The sequence below is a fragment of the Sphingomonas sp. R647 genome (assembly GCF_020177055.1).
Classification (GTDB): domain Bacteria; phylum Pseudomonadota; class Alphaproteobacteria; order Sphingomonadales; family Sphingomonadaceae; genus Sphingomonas.
On sequence record NZ_JAIQXT010000008.1, the window covers coordinates 109,200 to 130,074 of the forward strand.

Annotated in this window: 22 protein-coding genes; 13 read left to right on the forward strand and 9 right to left on the reverse strand. The window is 65.3% G+C overall.

Features of this window, described 5'->3' with window-relative positions:
- The first annotated feature begins 13 nt into the window (after positions 1-13).
- Positions 14-454, forward strand: coding sequence for a Sec-independent protein translocase protein TatB (gene tatB, locus K9B35_RS18530; RefSeq protein ID WP_224923483.1), 441 nt, complete (start codon positions 14-16; stop codon positions 452-454).
- Positions 451-1,233 (forward strand): twin-arginine translocase subunit TatC, encoded by a 783-nt coding sequence (tatC, locus tag K9B35_RS18535; RefSeq protein WP_224923484.1) that lies wholly within the window; start codon positions 451-453, stop codon positions 1,231-1,233. The genes tatB and tatC overlap by 4 nt, the downstream gene beginning before the upstream one ends.
- A gap of 12 nt (positions 1,234-1,245) precedes the next feature.
- Here tatC and K9B35_RS18540 read toward each other — a convergent pair whose 3' ends face one another.
- The 3 genes from K9B35_RS18540 to K9B35_RS18550 all read right to left on the reverse strand — a co-directional run bounded on the left by K9B35_RS18540 (position 1,246) and on the right by K9B35_RS18550 (position 3,440).
- Positions 1,246-1,380 (reverse strand): entericidin A/B family lipoprotein, encoded by a 135-nt coding sequence (locus tag K9B35_RS18540; RefSeq protein WP_224923485.1) that lies wholly within the window; start codon positions 1,378-1,380, stop codon positions 1,246-1,248.
- A 291-nt stretch (positions 1,381-1,671) separates the two neighbouring features.
- A complete protein-coding gene (locus K9B35_RS18545) occupies positions 1,672-2,679 on the reverse strand; it encodes a sensor histidine kinase (RefSeq protein ID WP_318245987.1) in 1,008 nt (335 codons plus the stop codon).
- A 575-nt stretch (positions 2,680-3,254) separates the two neighbouring features.
- The gene (locus tag K9B35_RS18550) at positions 3,255-3,440 is read right to left on the reverse strand and encodes a NepR family anti-sigma factor (RefSeq protein ID WP_224923486.1); all 186 of its coding nucleotides are present in this window, start codon (positions 3,438-3,440) and stop codon (positions 3,255-3,257) included.
- Between the two features lie 233 nt (positions 3,441-3,673).
- Between K9B35_RS18550 and K9B35_RS18555 the strand changes: the two genes are divergently transcribed.
- The 3 genes from K9B35_RS18555 (at position 3,674) to K9B35_RS18565 (ending at position 5,361) form a co-directional block, all read left to right on the forward strand.
- Positions 3,674-4,480: a response regulator gene (locus K9B35_RS18555; RefSeq protein ID WP_224923487.1), complete on the forward strand. Its 807-nt coding sequence runs from the start codon at positions 3,674-3,676 to the stop codon at positions 4,478-4,480.
- A 49-nt stretch (positions 4,481-4,529) separates the two neighbouring features.
- Positions 4,530-4,667 carry a hypothetical protein gene (locus tag K9B35_RS18560; protein WP_224923488.1) on the forward strand — a complete coding sequence of 46 codons (138 nt, stop codon included), beginning with the start codon at positions 4,530-4,532 and terminating at the stop codon, positions 4,665-4,667.
- Between the two features lie 79 nt (positions 4,668-4,746).
- Positions 4,747-5,361, forward strand: coding sequence for a sigma-70 family RNA polymerase sigma factor (locus K9B35_RS18565; protein ID WP_224923489.1), 615 nt, complete (start codon positions 4,747-4,749; stop codon positions 5,359-5,361).
- 20 nt (positions 5,362-5,381) lie between these two features.
- Here the strand turns inward: K9B35_RS18565 and K9B35_RS18570 are convergent, their stop codons facing one another.
- Complete coding sequence (locus K9B35_RS18570) at positions 5,382-5,528, reverse strand: hypothetical protein (RefSeq protein WP_224923490.1); 147 nt, start codon at positions 5,526-5,528, stop codon at positions 5,382-5,384.
- 134 nt (positions 5,529-5,662) lie between these two features.
- Here K9B35_RS18570 and glnE point away from each other — a divergent pair, with 134 nt between their 5' ends.
- From glnE to K9B35_RS18605, 7 genes are all read left to right on the forward strand, one after another.
- Positions 5,663-8,347, forward strand: a complete 2,685-nt coding sequence (gene glnE, locus K9B35_RS18575; RefSeq protein ID WP_224923491.1) for a bifunctional [glutamate--ammonia ligase]-adenylyl-L-tyrosine phosphorylase/[glutamate--ammonia-ligase] adenylyltransferase — start codon at positions 5,663-5,665, stop codon at positions 8,345-8,347.
- A gap of 2 nt (positions 8,348-8,349) precedes the next feature.
- Positions 8,350-8,823 (forward strand): peroxiredoxin, encoded by a 474-nt coding sequence (locus K9B35_RS18580; protein ID WP_224923492.1) that lies wholly within the window; start codon positions 8,350-8,352, stop codon positions 8,821-8,823.
- Between the two features lie 101 nt (positions 8,824-8,924).
- Entirely contained in the window at positions 8,925-9,680 is a 756-nt protein-coding gene (locus K9B35_RS18585) for a ferritin-like domain-containing protein (protein ID WP_224923521.1), read from the forward strand.
- Between the two features lie 98 nt (positions 9,681-9,778).
- Positions 9,779-10,954 carry a M23 family metallopeptidase gene (locus K9B35_RS18590; protein ID WP_224923493.1) on the forward strand — a complete coding sequence of 392 codons (1,176 nt, stop codon included), beginning with the start codon at positions 9,779-9,781 and terminating at the stop codon, positions 10,952-10,954.
- A gap of 103 nt (positions 10,955-11,057) precedes the next feature.
- On the forward strand, positions 11,058-11,399 hold the full coding sequence (erpA, locus tag K9B35_RS18595; protein ID WP_224923494.1) for an iron-sulfur cluster insertion protein ErpA: 342 nt from the start codon (positions 11,058-11,060) through the stop codon (positions 11,397-11,399).
- A 7-nt stretch (positions 11,400-11,406) separates the two neighbouring features.
- Positions 11,407-12,180, forward strand: a complete 774-nt coding sequence (gene xth / locus K9B35_RS18600; protein WP_224923495.1) for an exodeoxyribonuclease III — start codon at positions 11,407-11,409, stop codon at positions 12,178-12,180.
- Positions 12,181-12,370: 190 nt separating this feature from the next.
- Positions 12,371-12,619, forward strand: a complete 249-nt coding sequence (locus K9B35_RS18605; RefSeq protein WP_224923496.1) for a hypothetical protein — start codon at positions 12,371-12,373, stop codon at positions 12,617-12,619.
- A gap of 58 nt (positions 12,620-12,677) precedes the next feature.
- On the opposite strand, the gene K9B35_RS18610 is transcribed toward K9B35_RS18605, so the two are convergent.
- Positions 12,678-13,838: an N-acetyltransferase gene (locus K9B35_RS18610; protein WP_224923497.1), complete on the reverse strand. Its 1,161-nt coding sequence runs from the start codon at positions 13,836-13,838 to the stop codon at positions 12,678-12,680.
- 124 nt (positions 13,839-13,962) lie between these two features.
- On the opposite strand from K9B35_RS18610, the gene K9B35_RS18615 reads away from it, so the two are divergent.
- Positions 13,963-15,084: a fatty acid desaturase family protein gene (locus K9B35_RS18615; RefSeq protein ID WP_224923498.1), complete on the forward strand. Its 1,122-nt coding sequence runs from the start codon at positions 13,963-13,965 to the stop codon at positions 15,082-15,084.
- A gap of 152 nt (positions 15,085-15,236) precedes the next feature.
- Here the strand turns inward: K9B35_RS18615 and lptG are convergent, their stop codons facing one another.
- From lptG to spt, 4 genes are all read right to left on the reverse strand, one after another.
- Complete coding sequence (gene lptG, locus K9B35_RS18620) at positions 15,237-16,340, reverse strand: LPS export ABC transporter permease LptG (protein ID WP_224923499.1); 1,104 nt, start codon at positions 16,338-16,340, stop codon at positions 15,237-15,239.
- Complete coding sequence (lptF, locus tag K9B35_RS18625) at positions 16,337-17,536, reverse strand: LPS export ABC transporter permease LptF (RefSeq protein ID WP_224923500.1); 1,200 nt, start codon at positions 17,534-17,536, stop codon at positions 16,337-16,339. Before lptF ends, lptG begins: the two co-directional genes overlap by 4 nt.
- A gap of 85 nt (positions 17,537-17,621) precedes the next feature.
- Positions 17,622-19,580 carry an ATP-binding protein gene (locus K9B35_RS18630; protein WP_224923501.1) on the reverse strand — a complete coding sequence of 653 codons (1,959 nt, stop codon included), beginning with the start codon at positions 19,578-19,580 and terminating at the stop codon, positions 17,622-17,624.
- Between the two features lie 37 nt (positions 19,581-19,617).
- Complete coding sequence (gene spt, locus K9B35_RS18635; protein WP_412103489.1) at positions 19,618-20,871, reverse strand: serine palmitoyltransferase; 1,254 nt, start codon at positions 20,869-20,871, stop codon at positions 19,618-19,620.
- Positions 20,872-20,875 lie beyond the last annotated feature (4 nt).

Here is a 20,875-nt window from a genome sequence, read left to right on the forward strand (position 1 = left end):
GACCGGCTGATCGATGCTCGATTTCAACGCACCCGAATTTCTGGTGGTGGGCATCGTCGCCCTGCTGGTGATCGGGCCGAAGGACCTGCCAAAGGCGATGCGCTTTGTCGGCCACTGGGTCGGCAAGGCGCGCCGCGTTGCCAGCCAGTTCCGCAGCGGTCTGGACACGATGGTCCGCGAGTCCGAGCTCGCCGAGATGGAAAAGAAGTGGGCGGAGGAGAATGCGCGGATCATGCGCGAGCATCCGCCCGAAAAGATGCTGACCGGGCCGGTCTATGATCCCAATCCGCAAGGGGCGACCCCGGCGAACATGGCCGGGCCGGAAGACGACACTCCGCCGGTGATGGCCGAGCCCCCGGCGCTGAAGGCCGAGCCTGCCGACGCGGCGCTCGATACCCCCGTCGAACCGACGCGCAAGCCGCGCGCACCACGCAAGAAGAAGGCGGAGTCGTGAGCGACACCGACGAACTCGCCAATAGCGAAGCCCCCCTGCTCGACCACCTGATCGAGCTGCGTCGGCGGTTGCTCTACTGCGTCGTGGCGCTGGTGCTGACCTTTGGCATGTGTTTCTATTTCGCCAAGCCGATCTTTGGGTTTCTCGTCCATCCGCTGGCTGCGGCGGGGCAGGACAAGCTGATTTTCACCCAGATTTTCGAAGCCTTCATGGTGCAGATCAAGGTCGGGTTCTTCGGGGCGCTGATGTTCTCCTTCCCGATCATCGCCAACCAGCTGTGGCAGTTTGTTGCACCCGGCCTGTATCGCAAGGAGAAGCGCGCACTGCTGCCCTTCCTGCTGGCGACGCCGGTGCTGTTCGTGTCGGGGGCGGCGCTGGCTTATTATTTCGCGATCCCCGTCGCGCTAAACTTCCTGCTCGGGCTCGAGGGAGATCTCGGCGGCGGGGTAACGCAGGAAGCGCTGCCGGCGGTCGGCAATTATCTCGACTTCGTGATGCAGTTCATCTTTGCGTTCGGCATCTCGTTCCTGCTGCCGGTGCTGCTGATGCTACTCGAGCGCGCGGGGATCGTGACGTACGAGCAGCTGAAGAGCGCGTGGCGCTATGCGGTGGTTGCGGCGTTTGCGATTGCCGCGGTGCTGACGCCGCCCGATATCGGGTCGCAACTGTTGCTCGCCGGGCCGTTGTGCGCGCTGTATTTCCTGTCGCTGGTTGCGATCTGGTTCACGCGCAAGCGCCGTGAAAAAGAAACGGCGGCCGAAGCCGCCGCAGGGGAATAACGCGAAGGGCGCTTACTTGGCGTCTTCGGCGGTCTTGGCGACCGTATCACCCGCCGAGGAAACATCGCGACCCAGCCCTTCGACGGTGTTGCAGGCCGAAAGGGCGAGGCCACCGGCGAGCATCGCCATCGTCAAAATCTTGCGCATGTAGTTCTCCGTTTCGAATTCGTGCGAGGGAGAAATGCCCGGCACGCGACTTCGTTCCGCGTGTGATCTGAATGAGATGGGAACCGCCGCTGGGACGAATAAGGCCCGAAAGCGTCACCGGGGGGGGGGGAGGGGTGGACGCTTCCGGGCCTGTGTCGTGGATAGCGAGAGCGGGGGGGCAAAAGGTCACTATCCGAAGTAAAAAACGTCGAACCCGATCCGGGGTTCCAAAGCGCGTGAATTTTTTTCGCGTTTTTTTTTACGGGCCGTTCGGTGCTGCTGCAGGCGGGTTCAGGTACGGCCCGTGATCGCGATGGTGAGTTCGAACGCGCCGATCAGCGGATCGTGATGCAGTTGCGAGCGCAGCTGGCGCACCAGTCCGCCGATCACGCGTCCGTAGCGATGCTCATAGAGCGAGGCGAATTCGGGAGAATCGCCCAGCGCGGGGGAACTGATGCGCAGCGTGGCGCTGTCGGGCTTTGCAGCGTCGGTCTGGGTCGAGATATTGATCTGGGCACCCGGCGACGCCAGCATCGCCAGCTCGACGATTTCGGTGATCAGAAACGAGACCGCAACCGCCGCGTCCTGCGATACCAGCAGCGGCTCGATATTGAGCATGATGCCGACCGCGTTGCCATCGGGCGCGGTCGCCCGGATATTCGAAGCGAGTTCCCCGATCACCGAGCGGATCTCGATCCCCCTTGTATCTTCGAACCCGGCATAATGGTGCCGGTGGACGACGGCGAGTGCATCGACGCGGCGCTGGATCGAAGCATAGGCGTCGAGTGCGCCGGGCGCGACCGCGACGCGGGCGTGGAAGTTGATCAGGCTGGCGATGACCTGAAGGTTGTTTTTGACACGATGGTGCACTTCACGCGTCAGCTTGGTCTGGCGCGACAAGCCTTCCGCCAGATCGCGTTCGTGGAGCTGCACGGTCTGGCTCAATTCGCGGAAGGTGTCGCCGAGCGCGCGGATCTCCTGCGCCGGGATATCGCTGCCCGCGACCGGGTCGATCAGTTCACCCGGCTGGTACGCGCCGACCGTCGTGCGCAGCTGACGCAGCGGCCGGATCAGTAATCGGTCGACGACAAACCAGGCGATCGTGGCGGCAAGGAACCACATCAGGAAAGGCGAGAGGGCGGCAATAATCGCTGAGGATGTCACTGGCGCGCTCGGCACCGTCATTTGCAGCTGCAAATCTTCGATATTCAGATCGACGATCTGGGTTTCGGTTCGTGTGAACAAACCCGACGCGGTGAGGTCGCGCAGGACGACCGAGCGGTCCGCAGCGATCAGCATTAATCCGAAATCACCCGCCATTCCGGTCGGCGAGGCCGACTCGACGAGGAATCGGGTAGGAAAAAAGGCACGGGCCGTGTGTCCGGTCGGCCCCGTTACCTCGAGCTGTGCGCCCGAGCCGGGGAGCAGGTGTATCGGCGAGGTTCTGACTGCCTCGCCAGTGGGGGCAACGGACGGGAGCGGCTGCCCGCAAACCAGGCGCTTGTTCGGATCCAGAACCGCATAGCGGATTCCCTCAGCCGCCTGTGGTTCGAACAGGCCGGCGAGCCGGCCGCAATTCGGTGCCGCGCCGGGCGTTGTCGGGAGGGCGCTGCGCACCTCGCGCAACTCCCACGCCAATTCGCCGCGCAAGGAGCGGGCGGCTTCGCTGATTGCAATGCGAAGGCGGGCGCGAACCTCTTGATCCGCGATCCGGCTGGTCTGCAGCGAGGCTAGAAAAGCAATGAGTGCGAGCGGAAGAAGCGCGCCGCTCAGAATCAGGAATACCTTGGCCCCGGTCGGCATTCGCGCGATGGCGGCCACGGGGCCGACGCCGTTTCGACGCCTCAGCTCATCCCCGTCCATCGGTGCGGAAATCAGTCGAGCTTGCGAAGCAGGTCGAGCAGGTCGTCGGGAACGTCCTCACCAGCGGCATCCTGATACACGCGACGCAGCGCATCGCCGATATTGCGATCAGCCTGCGGCGCCGCCCCGCTTTTACGCGGCGGTTGATCACCGCTGACTCGCGGTGGTGTTTTACTTTTATCGTCGGCCGAAAACACCTCGTCCCCCTGATTGCCCGGGAAATGGGCGGATGCACAAAAATATACGCGGCTGCAAGTCGCCAACCGCACGACGTTCCGATCGTACAGCGGGGATGAAACCAATCCCAAGCTCGTTTGTTCCACAGGCGATGCGAAATCCGGGGAGGGGCTTCCTTTGGATCAGCATACGTCTTGTAATGCACCGATACCGTGGCCAAACAGCCGGTATCGCCGAAGGAGAATATGTTCCCATGTCGCTTGGACAGCAGCTCGCGCCTCACCTCCCGTTTCTACGTCGCTATGGTCGCGCGCTCACCGGAAGCCAGACCGAAGGCGATCGCTATGTGCGCGCCACGCTCGAGGCGATTGTCGCTGCGCCCGAAGAGTTCCCGCGCTCGGTCGATCCGCGACTGGGGCTTTATCGCACGTTCCAGGCGATCTGGGGCTCGACTCACCCCGATGCCGATCGCGATCCTGGTGATGTCGGGGTTCCGCATGAGAATGAGGCAATCGCTCGCGCGCGGCTCGCTCGCCTTGCGCCGCGCTCGCGCCAGGCACTGCTGCTGACCGCGATGGAAGGGTTCACCAGCGAAGACACCGCTTATCTGCTCGACGAATCTGCGGATTCGGTCGAGGATCTGGTGTCGCAGGCGCTGTCGGAGATTGAGCGTCAGACGCGTGCGCGCGTTCTGATTATCGAGGACGAGCCGCTGATCGCGATGGACCTGGAAACGATCGTCCGCGATCAGGGCCATGACGTGACCGGCGTGGCCGTGACCCGCGACGAGGCTGTGGCTCTCGCGATGGAGGATCGTCCGGGTCTGGTCCTGGCCGATATTCAGCTGGCCGACGACAGCTCGGGCATCGATGCGGTCAAGGATATCCTGGCACAGTTCAACGTGCCGGTGATCTTTATCACCGCGTTCCCAGAGCGTTTGCTGACCGGCGAGCGGCCTGAGCCGACCTTCCTGATCACCAAGCCGTTCCAGCGTTCGACGGTGAAGGCAGCGATCAGCCAGGCGCTGTTTTTCGATCAGGCGACCGTGCCGGCAACCTGAAAGTTCCATTTCTTACGGACCTAAAACGGTTCTGGGGGGTTGTGGGGTCATGGCTGACCCAAACGACCCCCTTCATATCGACACCGATAGCGTACGTGCCGGGGCGACCCCGCACATGACCCGCTACATCCTCGCCATCTCGCTGACGCTGATCGTGATTATCTTTGCGATCTTCCTGCTGATTTGATCGGCCGGGTTGGTAGATTCGGCCGACAGAGCTATCTTTAGAGGTGCAGCAGAACGCCGCGCCAGACGAACGGATTCCAATGAGCGACACCGACGATTACACGCAAGTGGAGCATGTTGCGCTCTCCGACCCTGAGTTCAAAAAGCAACTCGCGGTCGTGATTCCACATCTGCGCGCGTTTGGCCGCTCGCTGTCGGGCAGCCGCGATCTTGCGGACGATCTGGTTCAGGAAACGCTGATGAAGGCATGGGCCGCGCGTCAGCGGTTTCAGGCCGGTACGAACATGCGCGCATGGACGTTTATCATCCTGCGCAACCTGTATCTCAGCCAGATGCGCCGTGCCCGCTTCAAGGGTGAGTGGGACGATCTGGTTGCCGATCGTATCCTCGCCGCGCCGGCGAGCCAGGACCGCCATGTCGAGCTGGCGGATATGCAGCGCGCCTTGCTGCATTTGCCGCAGCCGCAGCGCGAGGCACTGATTCTCGTCGGTGCGGGTGGCTTTGCCTATGAGGAAGCGGCTGAGATTTGCGGCGTTGCCGTCGGCACGATCAAGAGCCGCGTTGCGCGTGGTCGCGTCGCTCTCGAAGCCTTGATGAATGGCGGGACTCTGCCGTCGCGCGCGGACAGCGTGAGCGATGGGCGCAGCGCGCTCGACACGATCATGGATGAAGTGGACGAACTCAGCCGCGACTGATGCGGCTGACCTGGCAACGGTCAGCTGTGGCTGTCGCGCGCCGACTGCACGTCAATTCTGCTCAACTGGCTAAGCAGATCGCGCATATCGTCGGGCAGGTCGCGGTCGTCGGCATAAGTGTCACGCAGCGCGAAACCGATCGCGTCGGTCGTGCGTGGCGCTTCCACCCAATAGCCGCTATCGCGTTGCCCTGAGGGCGATCGAGGTGTTTTTGAACCCATGCGATACAGAACGTCTCCTTTTGCAATTTGTTGCTTGACAGGTCAGAAACTGTCTGATCGCCAGCCGAAACGATAATCGCATGGCTGGATCCGATACCGCGATTGACGACGCGATCGCACGTGCTGCGCGCTATGCGCCGTTCCTCTCCCACCTGATTGAGCGCGAGCAGGCGCTGATCGCCGACATCGCCAATGCGGCGCGCGATCCCCTCGGCGCGGCGCGGATCGATGATCCTACCATGCCGCTGCCCCGCCGTTTGCGCTTCGAGCGGCGGCGGCTGGCGTTGGCGGCGGCGATCGGGGACCTTTCGGGGCGGCTCGATTTCGTCACGGTTACGCGCGCGCTGTCGGATTTTGCCGATTATGCGCTGGATGCCGCGATCGGGGCGGCCATCGTCGAGCGGGTGCCTGGTTCTGAGCCGCGCGGGCTCGCCGCGATCGCGCTGGGCAAACAGGGCAGCCATGAGCTCAACTACTCGTCCGACATCGACCCGATCCTGATCTTCGATCCTGCGACGCTACCCCATCGCGAGCGGGACGCGGTGGAAGAGGCGGCGGTGCGGATCGGGCGGCGCGCGGTGGAAATCCTGCAGGCGCGCGATGGCGATGGCTATGTGCTGCGGATCGACCTGCGGCTGCGACCCTCGCCTGAGGTGACGCCAATCGTGCTGCCGGCCGAGGCGGCGATCAGCTATTATGAATCGCAGGCGCTGCCATGGGAGCGTGCGGCATTCATCCGCGCGCGCGCGGCGGCGGGGGACTGCGTGCTAGGGCAGGGGTTCCTCGACACGATCCGCCCGTTCGTGTGGCGGCGCGCGATCGACTATGGGACGATCCGCGAGATCCGCGGCATTTCGCGCCGCATCCGCGACCATCATGCGCAGGGCCAGGCGTTTGGACCGGGGTTCGACCTCAAGCGCGGGCGCGGCGGCATTCGCGAGGTCGAGTTCTTTGCGCAGATCCACCAGCTGATCCATGGCGGGCGTGACCCCGCGCTGCGGGTGCCGGCGACGCTCGACGCGCTCGCGGCGCTGGCGGCGGCGGGGCGGATCGATGCGGGTACGGCGGCGCAATTGCGCGAGGCGTATATTCTGTTCCGGACCATCGAGCACCGCGTGCAGATGATCGACGATCGTCAGACGCACACCTTGCCGCATGGCGAGGCGTTGGACGCTGTGGCGCGGTTGCACGGGCTCGATGGCGGCGGCGACCTGCTCGAGCTCTTACGCCCGCATGTCGAGGCGGTGGGGCGGTTCTACGACGCGCTTGACGGTGACGAGGGCGGGCATGGTGCGACGGGCGCCGCAGTGGCCGAAGCCGGGCTGGCCGAGGCGGGGTTTGCTGATCCTGCGGGTGCGACTCGGCTGATCGAGGGGTGGCGCAGCGGGCGTTATGCCGCGCTGCGCAGCCCCCCGGCGCAGGCGGCGATGGAGGCGGCGCTGCCTCCGCTGATCGCCGCGATTGGCCAGTCGCCCGATCCCGGTGCGGCGCTGGCGCGGCTCGACACAATCCTCTCGCGGCTGCCGACCGCGCTCAACCTGTTCCATCTGCTTGAGGCGCGACCGACGCTCGCCCGCTTGCTCGGCACGATTCTGAGCCATGCGCCGACGCTGGCCGATGCGCTGGCGCGGCGGGTCGATCTGCTCGACGGGCTGATCGACGCGAGCGCGCTGGCGCCGGTGGGGTCGGTCGCGGAACTGGCCGGTGACATGGCGCGGCGCGAAGCGGGGGACGATTATCAGCGCCTGCTCGACCATGTTCGCCAGATCGTTGGCGAGAAGCGCTTTGCGCTGGGCGCGCAGATCGTCGCGGGGGCGAGCGATCCGCTCGATGTCTCGGCAGGCTATGCGCGGGTGGCTGAGGCGGCGCTGGCGGTTCTGGCCGAGGCGACGGTCGCGGAGTTCGCGGTGCGGCATGGCCGGGTGCGGGACAGCGAGCTGATCATCCTTGCGCTTGGTCGCTTCGGCGGCGGGGCGTTGACCCATGCCAGCGACCTTGACCTCATCTTCCTGTTCACCGGCGATCACCTTGCCGAGTCCGATGGCGAAAAGCCATTGGGTGCGGTGACCTATTATAATCGCTTGGCCCAGCGCGTAATCGCGGCGCTGTCGGTCGCGACGGCGGCGGGGGCGCTGTATGAGGTCGATACAAGGTTGCGCCCTTCCGGCGCGCAGGGGCCGCTGGTGGTCTCGCTCGATGGCTTTGCGCGGTACCAGCGCGAGGAGGCGTGGACCTGGGAGCATATGGCGCTGACCCGAGCGCGCACCGTGTTCGGATCGGCGGCGGGGCGCGAGGCGGTGGCGGTGGTGATCGCTGGCGTGTTGTCGGGCGACCGTCCGCAACGCGATATCCCGGCAGAGGCGGCGAAGATGCGCGCCGATATGGCGGCGCACAAGCCGCCCAACGGGCCGCTCGACGCCAAGCTGTTGCCCGGAGGTCTGGTTGACCTGGAATTTGCGGTCCACACGCTCCAGCTGGTGCACCGCACCGGCTTCTCATCAGGCTTGCGCGCGGCGGTCGATGCGCTGGCGGGGCAGGGGCTGCTGCCCGAGACGATCGGTCCGGCGCATGATTTCCTGACGCGCTTGCTGGTGACGCTGCGGCTGGTGGCGCCCGATGCCCAGCCGCCGGGCGAGGCGACGCGGGCGATGGTCGCGCATGCGGTGGGCGCAGCGGAGTGGAATGATGTGGTTGCGTCGCTCGACCAGCATCGGCAGGAGGTCGCCACGGCCTGGGGCGCGGCGGCGCAGGCGCAAGGGAGCTGACGATGCGGATTGAGGAAGGCGACAAGATTCCTGCGGTCGAGCTGATCGATCTCGACGGCAATGGCTTTCGGCTGGACGGGATGATGGGGGCGCCGCTGGTGCTCTATTTCTACCCCAAGGACGACACCGCCGGTTGTACCCGCGAAGCGCAGGATTTCAGCGCGTTCAAGAGCCAGTTCGATGCGCTGGGCGTGCGGGTGCTGGGCGTGTCGCGCGACGGGACGATCAAGCACCAGAAGTTCGTCACCAAATATGACCTGACCGTCCCGCTCGCTACCGATCCGGACGGCAAGGCGCTGGAGGCGTTCGGATCGTGGGTCGAGAAATCGATGTACGGCAAGAAATATATGGGGATCGACCGGTCGACCTTCCTGTTCGACGCCGATGGCGCACTGGTCCGGGCGTGGCGCAAGGTGCGCGTGCCGGGTCATGTGATCGAAGTGCTGGAGGCCGCGAAGGAGCTGGGTTCGGCGTGACGCAGCGCTCTTTTCAGAGGGCCGGTGCCGGTTCAGCGGAGCTGAACACAAAACAAAGCGTGGCCCGGGCGGCGCGGGCGGTGCTCGCTGCCGCCGATCCAATGGCGAAGGTCGCCGCCGCACGAAAGGCTGCGCGCGACTGGCGACTGGGACGGCTGGAATTCGCGTTCGACGTGGCAATGCCCGACGAACCTGCGCGTCCGGCTATCCCGGAATTGCTGCCCCCCAATCGCATGCCCAGGCGCGGCAAGGGGTCGGAGCATGGGCGGATCGCGCTAATCCATGCGCTCGCGCATATCGAATTCGTCGCGATCGACCTCGCCTTCGACATGGTCGGGCGGTTCGGCGGGCAGTTTCCGCGCGCGTTTACCGATGACTGGATGAAGGTCGGCGCGGACGAAGCGATGCATTTTGCGCTGCTCGACCGGCGGCTCAAACAGCTGGGCAGCCATTATGGCGAAATGCCCGCGCATGCCGGGCTGTGGGAAGCGGCGGTCGCGACCGCGGGCGATGCGGCGGCGCGGCTGGCGGTCGTGCCGATGGTGCTGGAGGCACGCGGGCTGGACGTGACGCCGGCGACGATCGCGCGGTTCAAGTCTGCGGGCGACCTGCCGACTGCGGCGATCCTGGGGCGGATCTTCAACGACGAGATCGTCCATGTCGCGGCGGGAACCCGCTGGTTCGAATCGCTGTGCGTCGCTCGGGGGATTGATTCGCGTCAGGAGTGGCGCGCGCTGCTCGGTCGTTACTTTGCGGGAACGGTTAAGCCTCCGTTCAACGACTCGGCGCGCGAGTCAGCCGGTCTAACGCGCGACTATTACGAAAGCCTTGCCGTGCCCGGCCCGATCAGTCTCTAACCCAATGCGTCGGATGCGGAGGGGCTGCTTCCAGACGTGATTGCTAAACAAGGGCGTGTGCCAGGGTAATGGCGCGTGTCTGTGGTTGCCGGGGACTCATGGTCAGCACTGCACTCAACGCCAATTTCGTCGCGCGGTTCCGCGATCTCTTCACGACCCGTGATTTCATCTTTCACGATGGACGTGACCTCAAGCGCTTCAGCGTCGCAGGCCGGACCCAGGCGATCCTCGCCGGTGTCGCCGCGATCACCGTCACCTTCTCTGCCTATGGCGTGTCGCAAGCCGCGTTCGGCGCGATCATGGCGACCGGCGTTGCCGGTACCGCAGCGACCCCCGAAGCGCGGATGGAAAAGATGCGCGCCGAGATGACCCGGCTCGAAGCCGATGTCGCCGCGATCAAGGAAGCGGCCAAGGTTCACGCCGCGCGCGTCGAACAGCGCCAGAAGATCATCGCCGGCGTGCTGAACGGCAAGGGTTCGCCTGCCGATGTCGGCCTGCCGATCGAAAACGTCTCGTTCGATGCCGACAGCGCGATGGCGCGTGAGGTTCTCGCCCCGCTCCGGCAGGTCGAGGCGCGTCAGGCGCAGCTGGCCGCCAAGGCGCAGCGCACCGCGCAGATCCGCCTGCATCTGACCCAGCAGCAACTGCGCAAGATGGGCATCCAGCCCGAGCGCTATGTCGGTGGCGGCATGGGCGGCCCGTTCGAAGCGGCGCCCGAGGGTGCGGCCGCGGCAGGCGAAGCCAGCGGCGACGCGCAGTTCCGCTCGCTGTTCCAGACGTGGCAGAAGCTCGACGTGCTCGAGCAGTCGGTCATCGCCATCCCCTCGCTCCAGCCGGTCGAGAATATGCGCCTGACCAGCAGCTTCGGCGTCCGCTCCGACCCGTTCCACGGCGCCGCAGCGATGCACGCCGGCATCGATATCCCCGGTCCGGTCGGCACGCCGATCTACGCGACCGCCGATGGTGTGACGGGCCGCACCGGTCGCTTTGGCGGTTATGGCAACCTCGTCACCCTCAACCATGGCAAGGGCATCGAGACCCGCTATGGCCATCTGTCGAAGATCCTGGTCGCCCCGAACACCCGCGTGCGTCGCGGCCAGCTGATCGGCCTGATGGGCTCGACCGGCCGCTCGACCGGCAGCCACCTCCACTATGAAGTGCGCGTCGACGGCAAGGCGGTGAACCCGATGCCGTTCATGCAGAATGCCAGCGTGATCGAGCAGGTCGAGCAGAGCGCAGCACGGCTTCAGATGACCGCGGTCGGCGGCAACTGATCCAGGCGAGATAACAGGAGAGGGACGGGGCCGCACCGGGACAACCGGGCGGCCCTTTTCCGTTTTAGTTGCGGTGCAGCCTGCGCGCGCCTATCTGCCCTGTATGGCAACCGCGCTTTCCGAAGAGATCAACCTCACCGCCTCTGCCGCCGCGCGCGTTGCCGCGATTGCGGCGAAGCAGGGCAAGCCTGCAACGCTGCGCCTGTCGGTCGAGGGCGGCGGGTGTTCTGGGTTTCAGTACAAGTTCGAGCTGGCCGATGCGCCGGCAGACGATGATGCGATCGCGCAGACCGATGGCGTGACGCTGCTGGTCGATTCGATCAGCCTCGATCTGGTTCGCGGCGCCAGCGTCGATTACGTCGAGTCGTTGGGCGGCGCGGCGTTCCGCGTGACCAATCCGATTGCCGCGTCGGGCTGCGGCTGCGGCACCAGTTTCGCCGTCTGATCGCGCCTTGAAGATCGTCAGCTACAATGTGAACGGGATCAAGGCGCGCCTGCCGCGCCTGATCGAATATCTGACCGAGCAGCAGCCGGATGTGGTGTGCCTGCAGGAGCTTAAGTCCGCAGATGAGGGCTTTCCCGAGGCCGATATCCGCGCCGCCGGCTATGGTGCGGTGTGGCACGGGCAAAAGGGCTTCAACGGCGTCGCGATCCTAGCCAAGGGCGTGGACCCGGTCGAGCGCCAGCGCGGGCTGGCGGGTGAGCCCGAGGACGAGCATAGCCGCTATATCGAGGCCGAGGTGAACGGCGTGGTGATCGCGTCGATCTACCTCCCCAATGGCAACCCGGTTCCGGGGCCGAAGTTCGACTACAAGCTGCGTTGGATCGAGCGGCTGTCGGCGCATGCGCGCGACTTGCTCGCCGAGGAGCGGCCGGTGGTGCTGGCGGGCGATTACAACGTCATCCCCAATGACGACGATGTCTATTCGGTGCGGGCGATGGCCGACGATGCGCTGATGCAGCCGGAATCGCGGCAGGGCTATCGCGCGCTGCTCGCGCAGGGGTGGACCGATGCGCTGCGCACCCGCTTTCCGGCGGGGCGCGTGTGGACCTTCTGGGACTATCAGGCGGGCGCGTGGCAGCGCGATGCGGGGTTCCGGATCGACCATTTGCTGCTCAGCCCGATTGCCGCTGATCGCTTTGCCGATGCGGGCGTCGACAAGGACTATCGCGGTCGGGAAAAGGCCAGCGATCATGCGCCGACCTGGGTGAAGTTGCGCGCCTGAAACGAATGCGCACTATTGGCGCAATTCCCCAATCTTCAGTGAAATATTTCCGCATCGTCGCAACTGCGACAAGCTAAGTTATTGAAATATATGAGTCCGAGTGTTTGGCATGACTAATGCACTAACACAGGCACGGGTAGAGCAGAGCAGCCAGCCGGCCCGCAGCCCCCAAGCCAAAGAGGACCAAGTCATGCGTCAGATCATCGCCACCGCCGCCGCAGCCCTGGTAGCAGTCACCGCCGTCCCCGCGATGGCCCGCGATACGGCACCGGCGCCGTCGAACCCCGCTTCCTCGGCCGAAGCACCTGCGCCCAAGGCCAATACCCGCTACTGCGTCTCGGAAACGACGACCGGATCGCGCCTGCCTAGGAAGACCTGCAAGACCCGTGCGGACTGGATCGCGGACGATAATTTCGATCCCCTCGCGCAGCAGCGCTGACGAGGGCGCGGCCCGCGGCGTCCCCTATCGCCGCGGGCCGCATTCTCGCACCGTCAGCTTATCCGAGTTCTTTCGCGTAGATTTGATAGACGCGGTTGACCTTGCTCTCGATCGTTTCGGCGATGGCGTTCATCCCCTGATTGTCGTCGAGCACCCAGCCAATTTCACCCCGGGTCGCGCCGAAATCGGTTAGTGCGTCGCGGCGGATATATTCGATCATCATGAAAGCGAGTTGGCTCGCCATGCGCGACCCCTGCAGCTTTTTGAGCACGCCCATCAGCGGCACGCGCATCGTCCGGGTCTTGCTGCGATGGAGCCACCACAGCAATTTGGCCCAGCCGAACGGGAACAGGTTGCCATTGAGCGGCCCGATCGCCTCGTTGAGGTCGGGCAGGGTGATCATGAACGCGACCGGTTCGCCATCGAGTTCGGCGATGCGGATCAGCTTTTCGAACACGATCGGCTTGAGCTTCTTGCCGACGTCGGCGATTTCGGGCGGGGTCAGCGGCACGAAGCCCCAATTGTCCGACCATGCATCGTTGAGGATGCTGAGGATGAGCGCGGCTTCCTCTGAGAAGCGCGACTTGTCGACGGTGCGGATGCGGATGCGGTCGCTCTTCTCGCCCATTGCGATGATGCGCTGGACCAGCGGCGGAAACTCGCGGGTGATGTCGAGATCGTAGGTCTTGAGCTGCTTCACCGGCGCGAAGCCGGCATCTTCGATGTAATTGCGATAGGCGGGCTTGTGGTGACCCATCATCACGGTCGGCGTATGGTCATGCCCCTGAATCAACAGGCCCGGCTCTTCCCAGATCGACAGCGAGATCGGGCCGACAACACGGGTCATCCCCTTTTTGCGCAGCCAGTCCTGCGCGGTGTTGATCAGCGCGCGCGCGACCGTGTCGTCCTCAGCCTCGAACAGGCCGAAAAATCCGGTGCCGGGGCCAAAGCCCTGCTCGGCAGGCATTTCGAGCGCGAGCCGGTCGATATGCGCGGCGATGCGGCCGACCGGGCGGCCATCGCGTTCGGCAAGGAACAGCTGCGCTTCGGCATGGCTGAACCAGCCATTCTTCTTCGGATCGATCGCGCCGGCGACCTCACTGCGCAGCGGCGGCACCCAGTTCGGATCGCCGCGATTGAGGCGGTAAGCGAGTTCGATGAAATCGCGCTTGTCCGCCTTGCTGGTGACCGGGCGGATGGCGAGCGGGGCAATGGCCACGAAATGGCACCTTTCGTTGATTTGCGTCAATTCAGTCACGCCTTGGAGCGTGCAAGTCAACCGGATGCACGCGCGCCATGGGGAGACTGTTGAAATGCCACGCAATGGCCACGATCTGTTGGCAATGCCTGTACCCATGAACAGCCTTGCCCTTGATGCGGCCGCGCAGGATCGCGCGACCGGCGCGCCGGTCCCGGCGGCGAAGATCCGTCTGTCCGGCATGGCCGATGACAAGGCGATGCTGCGCGCGGCGGCAGAGCTGACGCGCGATTTGCAGACGCCGAGCCCGCGCATCTACTGGACCGATTTCCTCGGCTCGGCCGCGGTCGGCTATGCCGCGCTCGCGGGCGCGATCTTTGCGCCGTCGCTGGGCTGGGCATTGGCCAGCGGTGTGCTCGCGGTACTCGCACTGTATCGCGCGAGCCTGTTCATCCATGAGATCACGCACCTCAAGCATTCGCTGCTGCCGGGATTCCGCGTGGGCTGGAACGTGCTGCTCGGCATCCCGATGATGCTGCCGAGCTTCATGTATGAGGGCATTCATACCATTCACCACACCCGCACCCGCTATGGCACGGTGGAGGATCCCGAATATTTGCCGCTGGCGCTGATGAAGCCGTGGACGCTCCCGGTGTTCCTGCTGGTGTCGACGCTGATGCCGGTTGGCTTGCTGCTACGCTTCGGCGTGCTGGGGCCATTGTCGCTGCTGTCGAAGAAGCTGCGCCGTGTCGTTGTCGGGCGCTATTCGGGGCTGCAGATCAACCCGAAGTTCGAGCGCAAATCGCCCGAGGGCGAGTTTGCCAAACAGTGGCGCTGGCAGGAGATTGGCGCGAGCGTGGTTGCGGTGACGCTGATCGCGACAGTCGCGACCGGCGTGCTGCCGCTCAAGGCGTTCCTGACCTATATGGTCGTGATCTCGGGCGTCGCTGTGCTCAATCAGGTCCGCACGCTGGTGGCGCATCTGTGGGAGAATGAGGGCGAGCCGCTGACGGTGACCGCGCAGTATCTCGACAGCGTCAACGTGCCGGGCGGGTTTCTGCCGTATCTGTGGGCTCCGGTGGGCCTGCGCTTCCACGCGCTCCACCATCTGCTGCCGAGTCTGCCTTATCATTCGCTGGGCGAGGCGCATCGGCGACTGTCGGAGTCGCTGGGGGCGGAGTCGACCTATCAAGGCGCGAATTACCCGACGCTGCGCGGCCTGATGGCGCGGCTGGCGGCGAGCACGATGAAGGTGCGGGCGGGCTGACAGCCACTTGTAGTGTGAGATAAGATTGGGGCGGCGGGCGAATGCCTTGCCGCCCTTTTCGTTTGCCCGGGCTTGACCCGGGCCGGGGCTTCTTCCCCTCAGCGAGACGGGCAGCCGAGCCCCGGGTCAAGCCCGGGGGGACGGAGGGAGGTCTATTCCTCGCTCTTGAGCAGCACCGCTTCACCGATCATCGCGAACAGCAGGAACGGCGCCCAGGCGGCTAGGAAGGGCGGGTAGGCGCCGAGATTGCCCATCGCCAGCGCGAAATTGTCGGCGACGAAGTAGAGGAAGCCAAGACCCATCCCCATCACCGCGCGGACGAACAGCTTGCCCGAGCGCGCGATGCCAAATGCGGCGACGGCGGCGAGCAGCGGCATCAGCACCGCCGACAGCGGGCCGGACAGCTTGTGCCACAATGCCCCTTCCAGCGCCTTGGTCGGGCGGCCGGCGGCGCGCAGGTCGTCGATCGCTTCGGACAGTGCGCCGAACGACATGCTTTCTGCATCGACGCTGGACAGCGTGAACTGGTCGGGGCGGACGCCCTGCGCGACGACGACGCTGCCGAGCGGGGTGAGCTTGCCCGTCGCGACGTCGAACCGGTCGGCGCCTTCGACGCGCCAGCCATTGCCTTCACGGCGCCCGATCTTGGCGCGCACCAGCGACTTCAGCACCGCGCCGTCGCGTTCATAGACGGTGACGCCGCCCAGGATCGCAGCATCGCCGCGGCCCTTGATCTGCTGGGCGTGGACGAGGTGGCTGCCGTCGCGCACCCAGACGTTGGAGCGGTCGCCGCGGTCGATCGGCAAGGCGCCGTAATCGACCTTCTTCCACGCGGCGAGCGTGGTGCTGGCGCGCGAGACGATCCGGTCGTTGAAGGTGAAGGAGATGATCGCCACGCCGAGACCCGCGATCATCAGCGGCGCGAGCACCTGATGCGCCGACAGGCCCGATGCCTTGAGCGCGATGATCTCGCTATTCTGGTTCATCGTCGTGAAGGTGATGATCGTGCCGAGCAGCACCGAAAAGGGCAGGAAGGTCGCGACGATCTGCGGCACGCGCAGGCTGACATATTGCCACACCTGTGCATCGCCATTGCCCGGATAGGCGAGAATACGCCCGGATTCGCTGAGCAGGTCGAGCGTCTGGAGGATCAGCACCAACCCGAACAGGAAGGCGAAGGTGTTGATGAGGAACGACCGCGCCATGTAGAGCGACACGGTCTTCGACGGGAAGAAATCGGTGAGTGCGTGGATCATGCCGCGACCTTCCGCTTGCGCCGGCCGGGCAGATATTTCGCGATTCCCTTCCAGACCTTCGCAAAGAACTTCTCGAGCGCGCCGATCGGCTGTCCGCCCGGCACATAGGCGATGGTGTAGTACATCCAAAGCACCAGCCCCGCGAAGATCAGGAATGGCCCCCACAGCGCGATCAGCGGGTCGATCCGCCCGAGGCTGCCGATCGACTGCGCGTATTCGTTGACCTTGTGATAGGTGACGATCATCACGATCGACAGGAACACGCCGAGCGCGGAGGTTGACCGCTTGGGCGGCACGCCGAGTGCGAGCGCCAGCAATGGCAGCAGGAACATCGTCGCGACCTCGACCACGCGGAAGTGGAAGGCGGAGCGGCTGGTGTCGCGTTCCTCCTCCGACTTGCTGTCGTCGCCGCCGATCCGCGCGAGTTCGGGCAGGGTCAACTCGAGGTTGCGCTCGCCGCGCTGACGGAATTGTTCGAACTTGGGCAGGTCGATCGGCAGGTCATGCGCGTCGAAGGTGAGCACGCGCGGCACGTCGAACTTCGGGCTTTGGTGGATCAGCGTGCCCTTGGTCAACCGGAAGATGATGACATCGGGATCGTCGGTGCGCAGGAACTGGCCCTTTTCCGCGGTCGCGGAAACGATGTCGCCGCCGGGCGCACGGGCGTTGACGAAGATGCCGGACAGGTCGCGACCTTCGTTTTTGCTTTCCTCGATCCGCAGCGTCATGCGGTCGCCCAGATTGGTGAACTCGCCGACCTTGATCGATGCCCCGAGCGCGCCGGTGCGCAACTCGAACCGCAGCCCTTCATAATTGTAGCGGGCATAGGGCTGGATATAGCCGACGATCGCGAGGTTCAGCGCGGCGAGCGCGAGCGCGTACATGAAGGGGACGCGGAGCATCCGCCCATAGCTCATCCCCACCGCGCGCAGCACGTCGAGTTCGGACGTGGTGGCGAGGCGGCGGAAGGCGAGGAGGATGCCGAGCATCAACCCGATCGGAATGCCAAGGCCGAGATATTCGGGGAGCAGATTGGCGAGCATCTGCCACACCACGCTGACCGGCCCGCCCTCGCTTGCCACGAAGTCGAACAGCCGCAGCATGCGGTCGAGCACCAGCAGCATCGCGGAGATCAACAGCGTGGAGATCAACGGAACCGCGATCAGGCGCGCCATGTACCGGTCGAGTGCGGTCATCGGGTTCGGTTCGCGCCTTCAAACAGATTAAGTGCCGGCCGGCCCGGCATGAACACCTCCGCTATATCGAAGGTTGCGCGTAAATCTAGGGTGTCACCGTATCGGCGGGAGCCTGCGACGCGATTGCGTCCGCCAGCGCCTGTTCCAGCGCCACCAATGTGAACGGCTTGCGCAGCACCGGGCGCCCGGCGAACCGATCCTGCTCCGCCTCCCCGGCATAGCCGGTGACGTAAAGCACCGCGACCCGGTCCAGCTGGGGTTCGAGGCCGGCGATCATCTCTGGCCCGGTCTGGCCGGGCATCAGCACGTCGGTCATGATCAGGTCGAGCGCGCGCAGCCCCGCGACGATGCGTGGCGCGGCGAGGGGGTCGGGGCAGGCAATCGGGCGGTGGCCAAGTTCCTCGAGCGCCGCGAGGGTCGCGGACAGGACGCGCGGATCATCTTCGACGAGCAGGATGTCGAGCCCGCGATCAAGCTGAGCGCGGGGTGCGACCCGTTCCGGTGCTGTTGCCGCGACCGCATCCGCCGCGTGGCAGGGCAGGAGCATCGTCACCGTGGTGCCCGCGCCGAGCGTCGATTCGATCCGCACCGCTCCACCGGACTGGCGGACGAAGCCGAAGATCTGGCTGAGGCCGAGGCCTGTGCCTTTGCCGACCGGCTTGGTGGTGAAGAAAGGTTCGAACACCCGGTTCATCACCTCTGGCGTCATGCCGGTGCCGGTATCGCTGACCGCGATGCTGACATAATCGCCCGGAGCGCAGTCGCCGTCGGTTTCGCCGTCAAGCGCGACATGGCCCGACGCGATCACCATCGTTCCGCGGCCGTCCATCGCGTCGCGGGCGTTGACGGCGAGGTTGAGGAGCGCGTTCTCAAGCTGGACCCGGTCGGCCCAGACATGCCAGCGTGTGCCCTCGCTGCGCGTTTCGATCGTGATGCCGTCGCCCAGCGTGCGGTCGAGCAGCACCGACATCCCCGCGACCAGCTCGGTCGGCTCGATCGCCTCCGGCGTCAGCGCCTCCGACCGGGCGAAGCCGAGCAGCTGGCGGGTCAGCGCGGCGGCGCGGTTGGCGCCTTCGCCGGCATTGTCCAAGTGGCGCAGCGCGTCGGTCGCGCCATCGGGCAGGTTGCGCCGGGCGAGTTCCAGCCCGCCCAGAACGACCGCGAGCATATTGTTGAAATCATGGGCGATGCCGCCGGTTAGCTGGCCGACCGCCTCCATCTTTTGGACCTGGCGCAGCTTTTCTTCGGCGGCGATGCGTTCGCGCGCTTCGGCCTGCAGTCCGGCAGTAGCAGCGGCGACGGCGGCCTCCAGCTCGACCGATCGTGCGCGCTGGGCATCGGCTTCAGCGGCGGCGGCGGCGCGGTCGCGGATTGCGCGCAGGTTCAGCCAGCCGAGCGCGATTGCGCCAAAGGCGAGCAGCACACCGAAGATGGCGAGGTTGCGCGTTTCCGCCGCTGCGTCGATCGCAGTGATCCGCGTCTGGTCGGTATGGCGGCGCAGCAGGGCGCGTTCATTGTCGAAGATTGCGCCGGTCTCACGCGACAAGGCGGCGAGATGGGGCGAGCGGCGCGCTTCGTTGAAATAGGCGTAGGCCGCTTCGTTTCGGCCGAAATTGGTGTTTTGTGCGACTTCGGCGAGTTCGAGCCCGCGGGCGTCGTAGGCCTGCCTTAGCCGGGCGGAACGTGCCGCCTGATCGCGATTGCCCTGAACGCGGCGCTGGAGGACGCCGAGCTGGCGACCGGCGCGGTTCCATTCCTCGACATAATCGCGCCCCACCGCGCGCTCGCCGGCGACGACGTAGCGGCCGAGGGTGGCTTCGGCGCGGGCTGCGGTGGCGGCGAAGCCCTGTGCCAGTACCATGATTTCGTAGCTGTCGGACTGGCGGGCGAGGGCGGCCTGGCGCTGGACGTCGGCGGTGCGCAGGTTGGCCAGAAGCAGGACCAGCACCCCGACGCCGAGCAGCGCGACGACGATCATCAGCGCAGTGCGCCAATCCATCGCCGTCACGCGGCGCGTCAGTCGGGAGATGCTGCTCTCGCTCATCATCCGGTGTCTAGATGGCCATGGCCGGTGCCAGTGGTCAGGCGATCACTCCGACCGCCTGGCCCGCCGCCTTGAACATGCCCAGCACGCGCTGAATCTGCTCGGGCGTGTGTTCGGCGGAGAGCGAACAACGCAGCAGGAAGGTGCCGGCCGGGGTTGCTGGCGGACGGGCGAGGTTCACGTACAGCCCGTTTTCCAGCAGCGTCTGCCACATCGCCGCGCCCTGAACCTGATCGGTCAGGATGATGGCGATGATCGCACTGTCGGCCTGCTCGGTGCCGAGCTTGAAGCCCATGTCCTTGAGCCCCGCGTGGAGCGTGCGGGCATTGTCCCACAACCGCGCGCGCTTTTCATGCGCGGTCATCAGCTTGCGGATCGAGGTCGCGGCGGTGGCGACGACGCTCGGCGGAAGCGACGCTGTGAAGATGTACGGGCGGCAGGTGAGGCGGATCGCTTCGAACTTCGGGTGGTTCGATACGCAGAAGCCGCCGACGGTGCCGACCGACTTGCTGAACGTGCCGACGATGAAGTCGACATCGTCTTCGCAGCCGAGCGCTTCGTACACGCCGCGGCCATTGGGGCCGTAAAAGCCCATCGAATGCGCCTCGTCGGACAGGACCATCGCGCCATGCTTTTTGGCGACGGCGACCATTTCCTTGAGCGGGGCGATGTCGCCGAGCATCGAATAGACGCCCTCAAGCACCACGAGCTTGCCAGCCTCAGGCGGCAGGCGGCCGAGGCGCTTGTCGAGATCCTCGACGCTGTTGTGGCGGAAGCGGACGATTTCGGCGACGCCCTGCTTGCACCCATCATAGATCGATGCGTGGCTGTCGGCGTCGAGGATGATGTAGTCACCCTTGCCGGCGAGCGTCGAGATCATCCCGAGATTGGCCATGTAGCCGGTCGAAAACACGATCGCGCCGGTCGTGCCGTAGAACTCACGCAGCGCCTGTTCGACGTCCATATGGTCGCGGAACGTGCCGTTGAGCATGCGGCTGCCGTTGGTGCCGCTGCCGAACTTGTCGAGCGCTTCCTTGCCCGCCGCGATCACGTCGGGGTCGAAGGTCATGCCCATATAATTGTAGGTGCCGAGCAGGATCGTGTCCTTGCCCTTGATCACCGCCTCGGTCGGCGATTTCACCTGTTCCATCACGACCGCATAGGGATCGATGAAGCCGGCATCGAGCAGCGCCTTGCGCTCGGCGATGATGGCGTCGAACTTGCTCATCAGATCGGGCTTGTCACCCGTCAGCGGAGCCGGAGCGTCGGAAGTGGCAAGTGCTTCGGTCACGTGG

Bases quoted from the DNA above. Each gene is read 5' to 3' on its own strand.
- K9B35_RS18580 (WP_224923492.1), top strand. From the start codon at position 8,350: ATGCGGATTGAGGAAGGCGACAAGATTCCTGCGGTCGAGCTGATCGAT.
- K9B35_RS18630 (WP_224923501.1), bottom strand. From the start codon at position 19,580: ATGAGCGAGAGCAGCATCTCCCGACTGACGCGCCGCGTGACGGCGATG.
- erpA (WP_224923494.1), top strand. From the start codon at position 11,058: ATGGCAACCGCGCTTTCCGAAGAGATCAACCTCACCGCCTCTGCCGCC.
- K9B35_RS18565 (WP_224923489.1), top strand. From the start codon at position 4,747: ATGAGCGACACCGACGATTACACGCAAGTGGAGCATGTTGCGCTCTCC.
- K9B35_RS18545 (WP_318245987.1), bottom strand. From the start codon at position 2,679: ATGCTGATCGCTGCGGACCGCTCGGTCGTCCTGCGCGACCTCACCGCG.
- lptF (WP_224923500.1), bottom strand. From the start codon at position 17,536: ATGACCGCACTCGACCGGTACATGGCGCGCCTGATCGCGGTTCCGTTG.
- K9B35_RS18605 (WP_224923496.1), top strand. From the start codon at position 12,371: ATGCGTCAGATCATCGCCACCGCCGCCGCAGCCCTGGTAGCAGTCACC.
- K9B35_RS18560 (WP_224923488.1), top strand. From the start codon at position 4,530: ATGGCTGACCCAAACGACCCCCTTCATATCGACACCGATAGCGTACGT.
- tatB (WP_224923483.1), top strand. From the start codon at position 14: ATGCTCGATTTCAACGCACCCGAATTTCTGGTGGTGGGCATCGTCGCC.
- K9B35_RS18540 (WP_224923485.1), bottom strand. From the start codon at position 1,380: ATGCGCAAGATTTTGACGATGGCGATGCTCGCCGGTGGCCTCGCCCTT.
- lptG (WP_224923499.1), bottom strand. From the start codon at position 16,340: ATGATCCACGCACTCACCGATTTCTTCCCGTCGAAGACCGTGTCGCTC.
- K9B35_RS18555 (WP_224923487.1), top strand. From the start codon at position 3,674: ATGTCGCTTGGACAGCAGCTCGCGCCTCACCTCCCGTTTCTACGTCGC.
- K9B35_RS18590 (WP_224923493.1), top strand. From the start codon at position 9,779: ATGGTCAGCACTGCACTCAACGCCAATTTCGTCGCGCGGTTCCGCGAT.
- K9B35_RS18585 (WP_224923521.1), top strand. From the start codon at position 8,925: ATGGCGAAGGTCGCCGCCGCACGAAAGGCTGCGCGCGACTGGCGACTG.
- K9B35_RS18615 (WP_224923498.1), top strand. From the start codon at position 13,963: ATGCCTGTACCCATGAACAGCCTTGCCCTTGATGCGGCCGCGCAGGAT.
- glnE (WP_224923491.1), top strand. From the start codon at position 5,663: ATGGCTGGATCCGATACCGCGATTGACGACGCGATCGCACGTGCTGCG.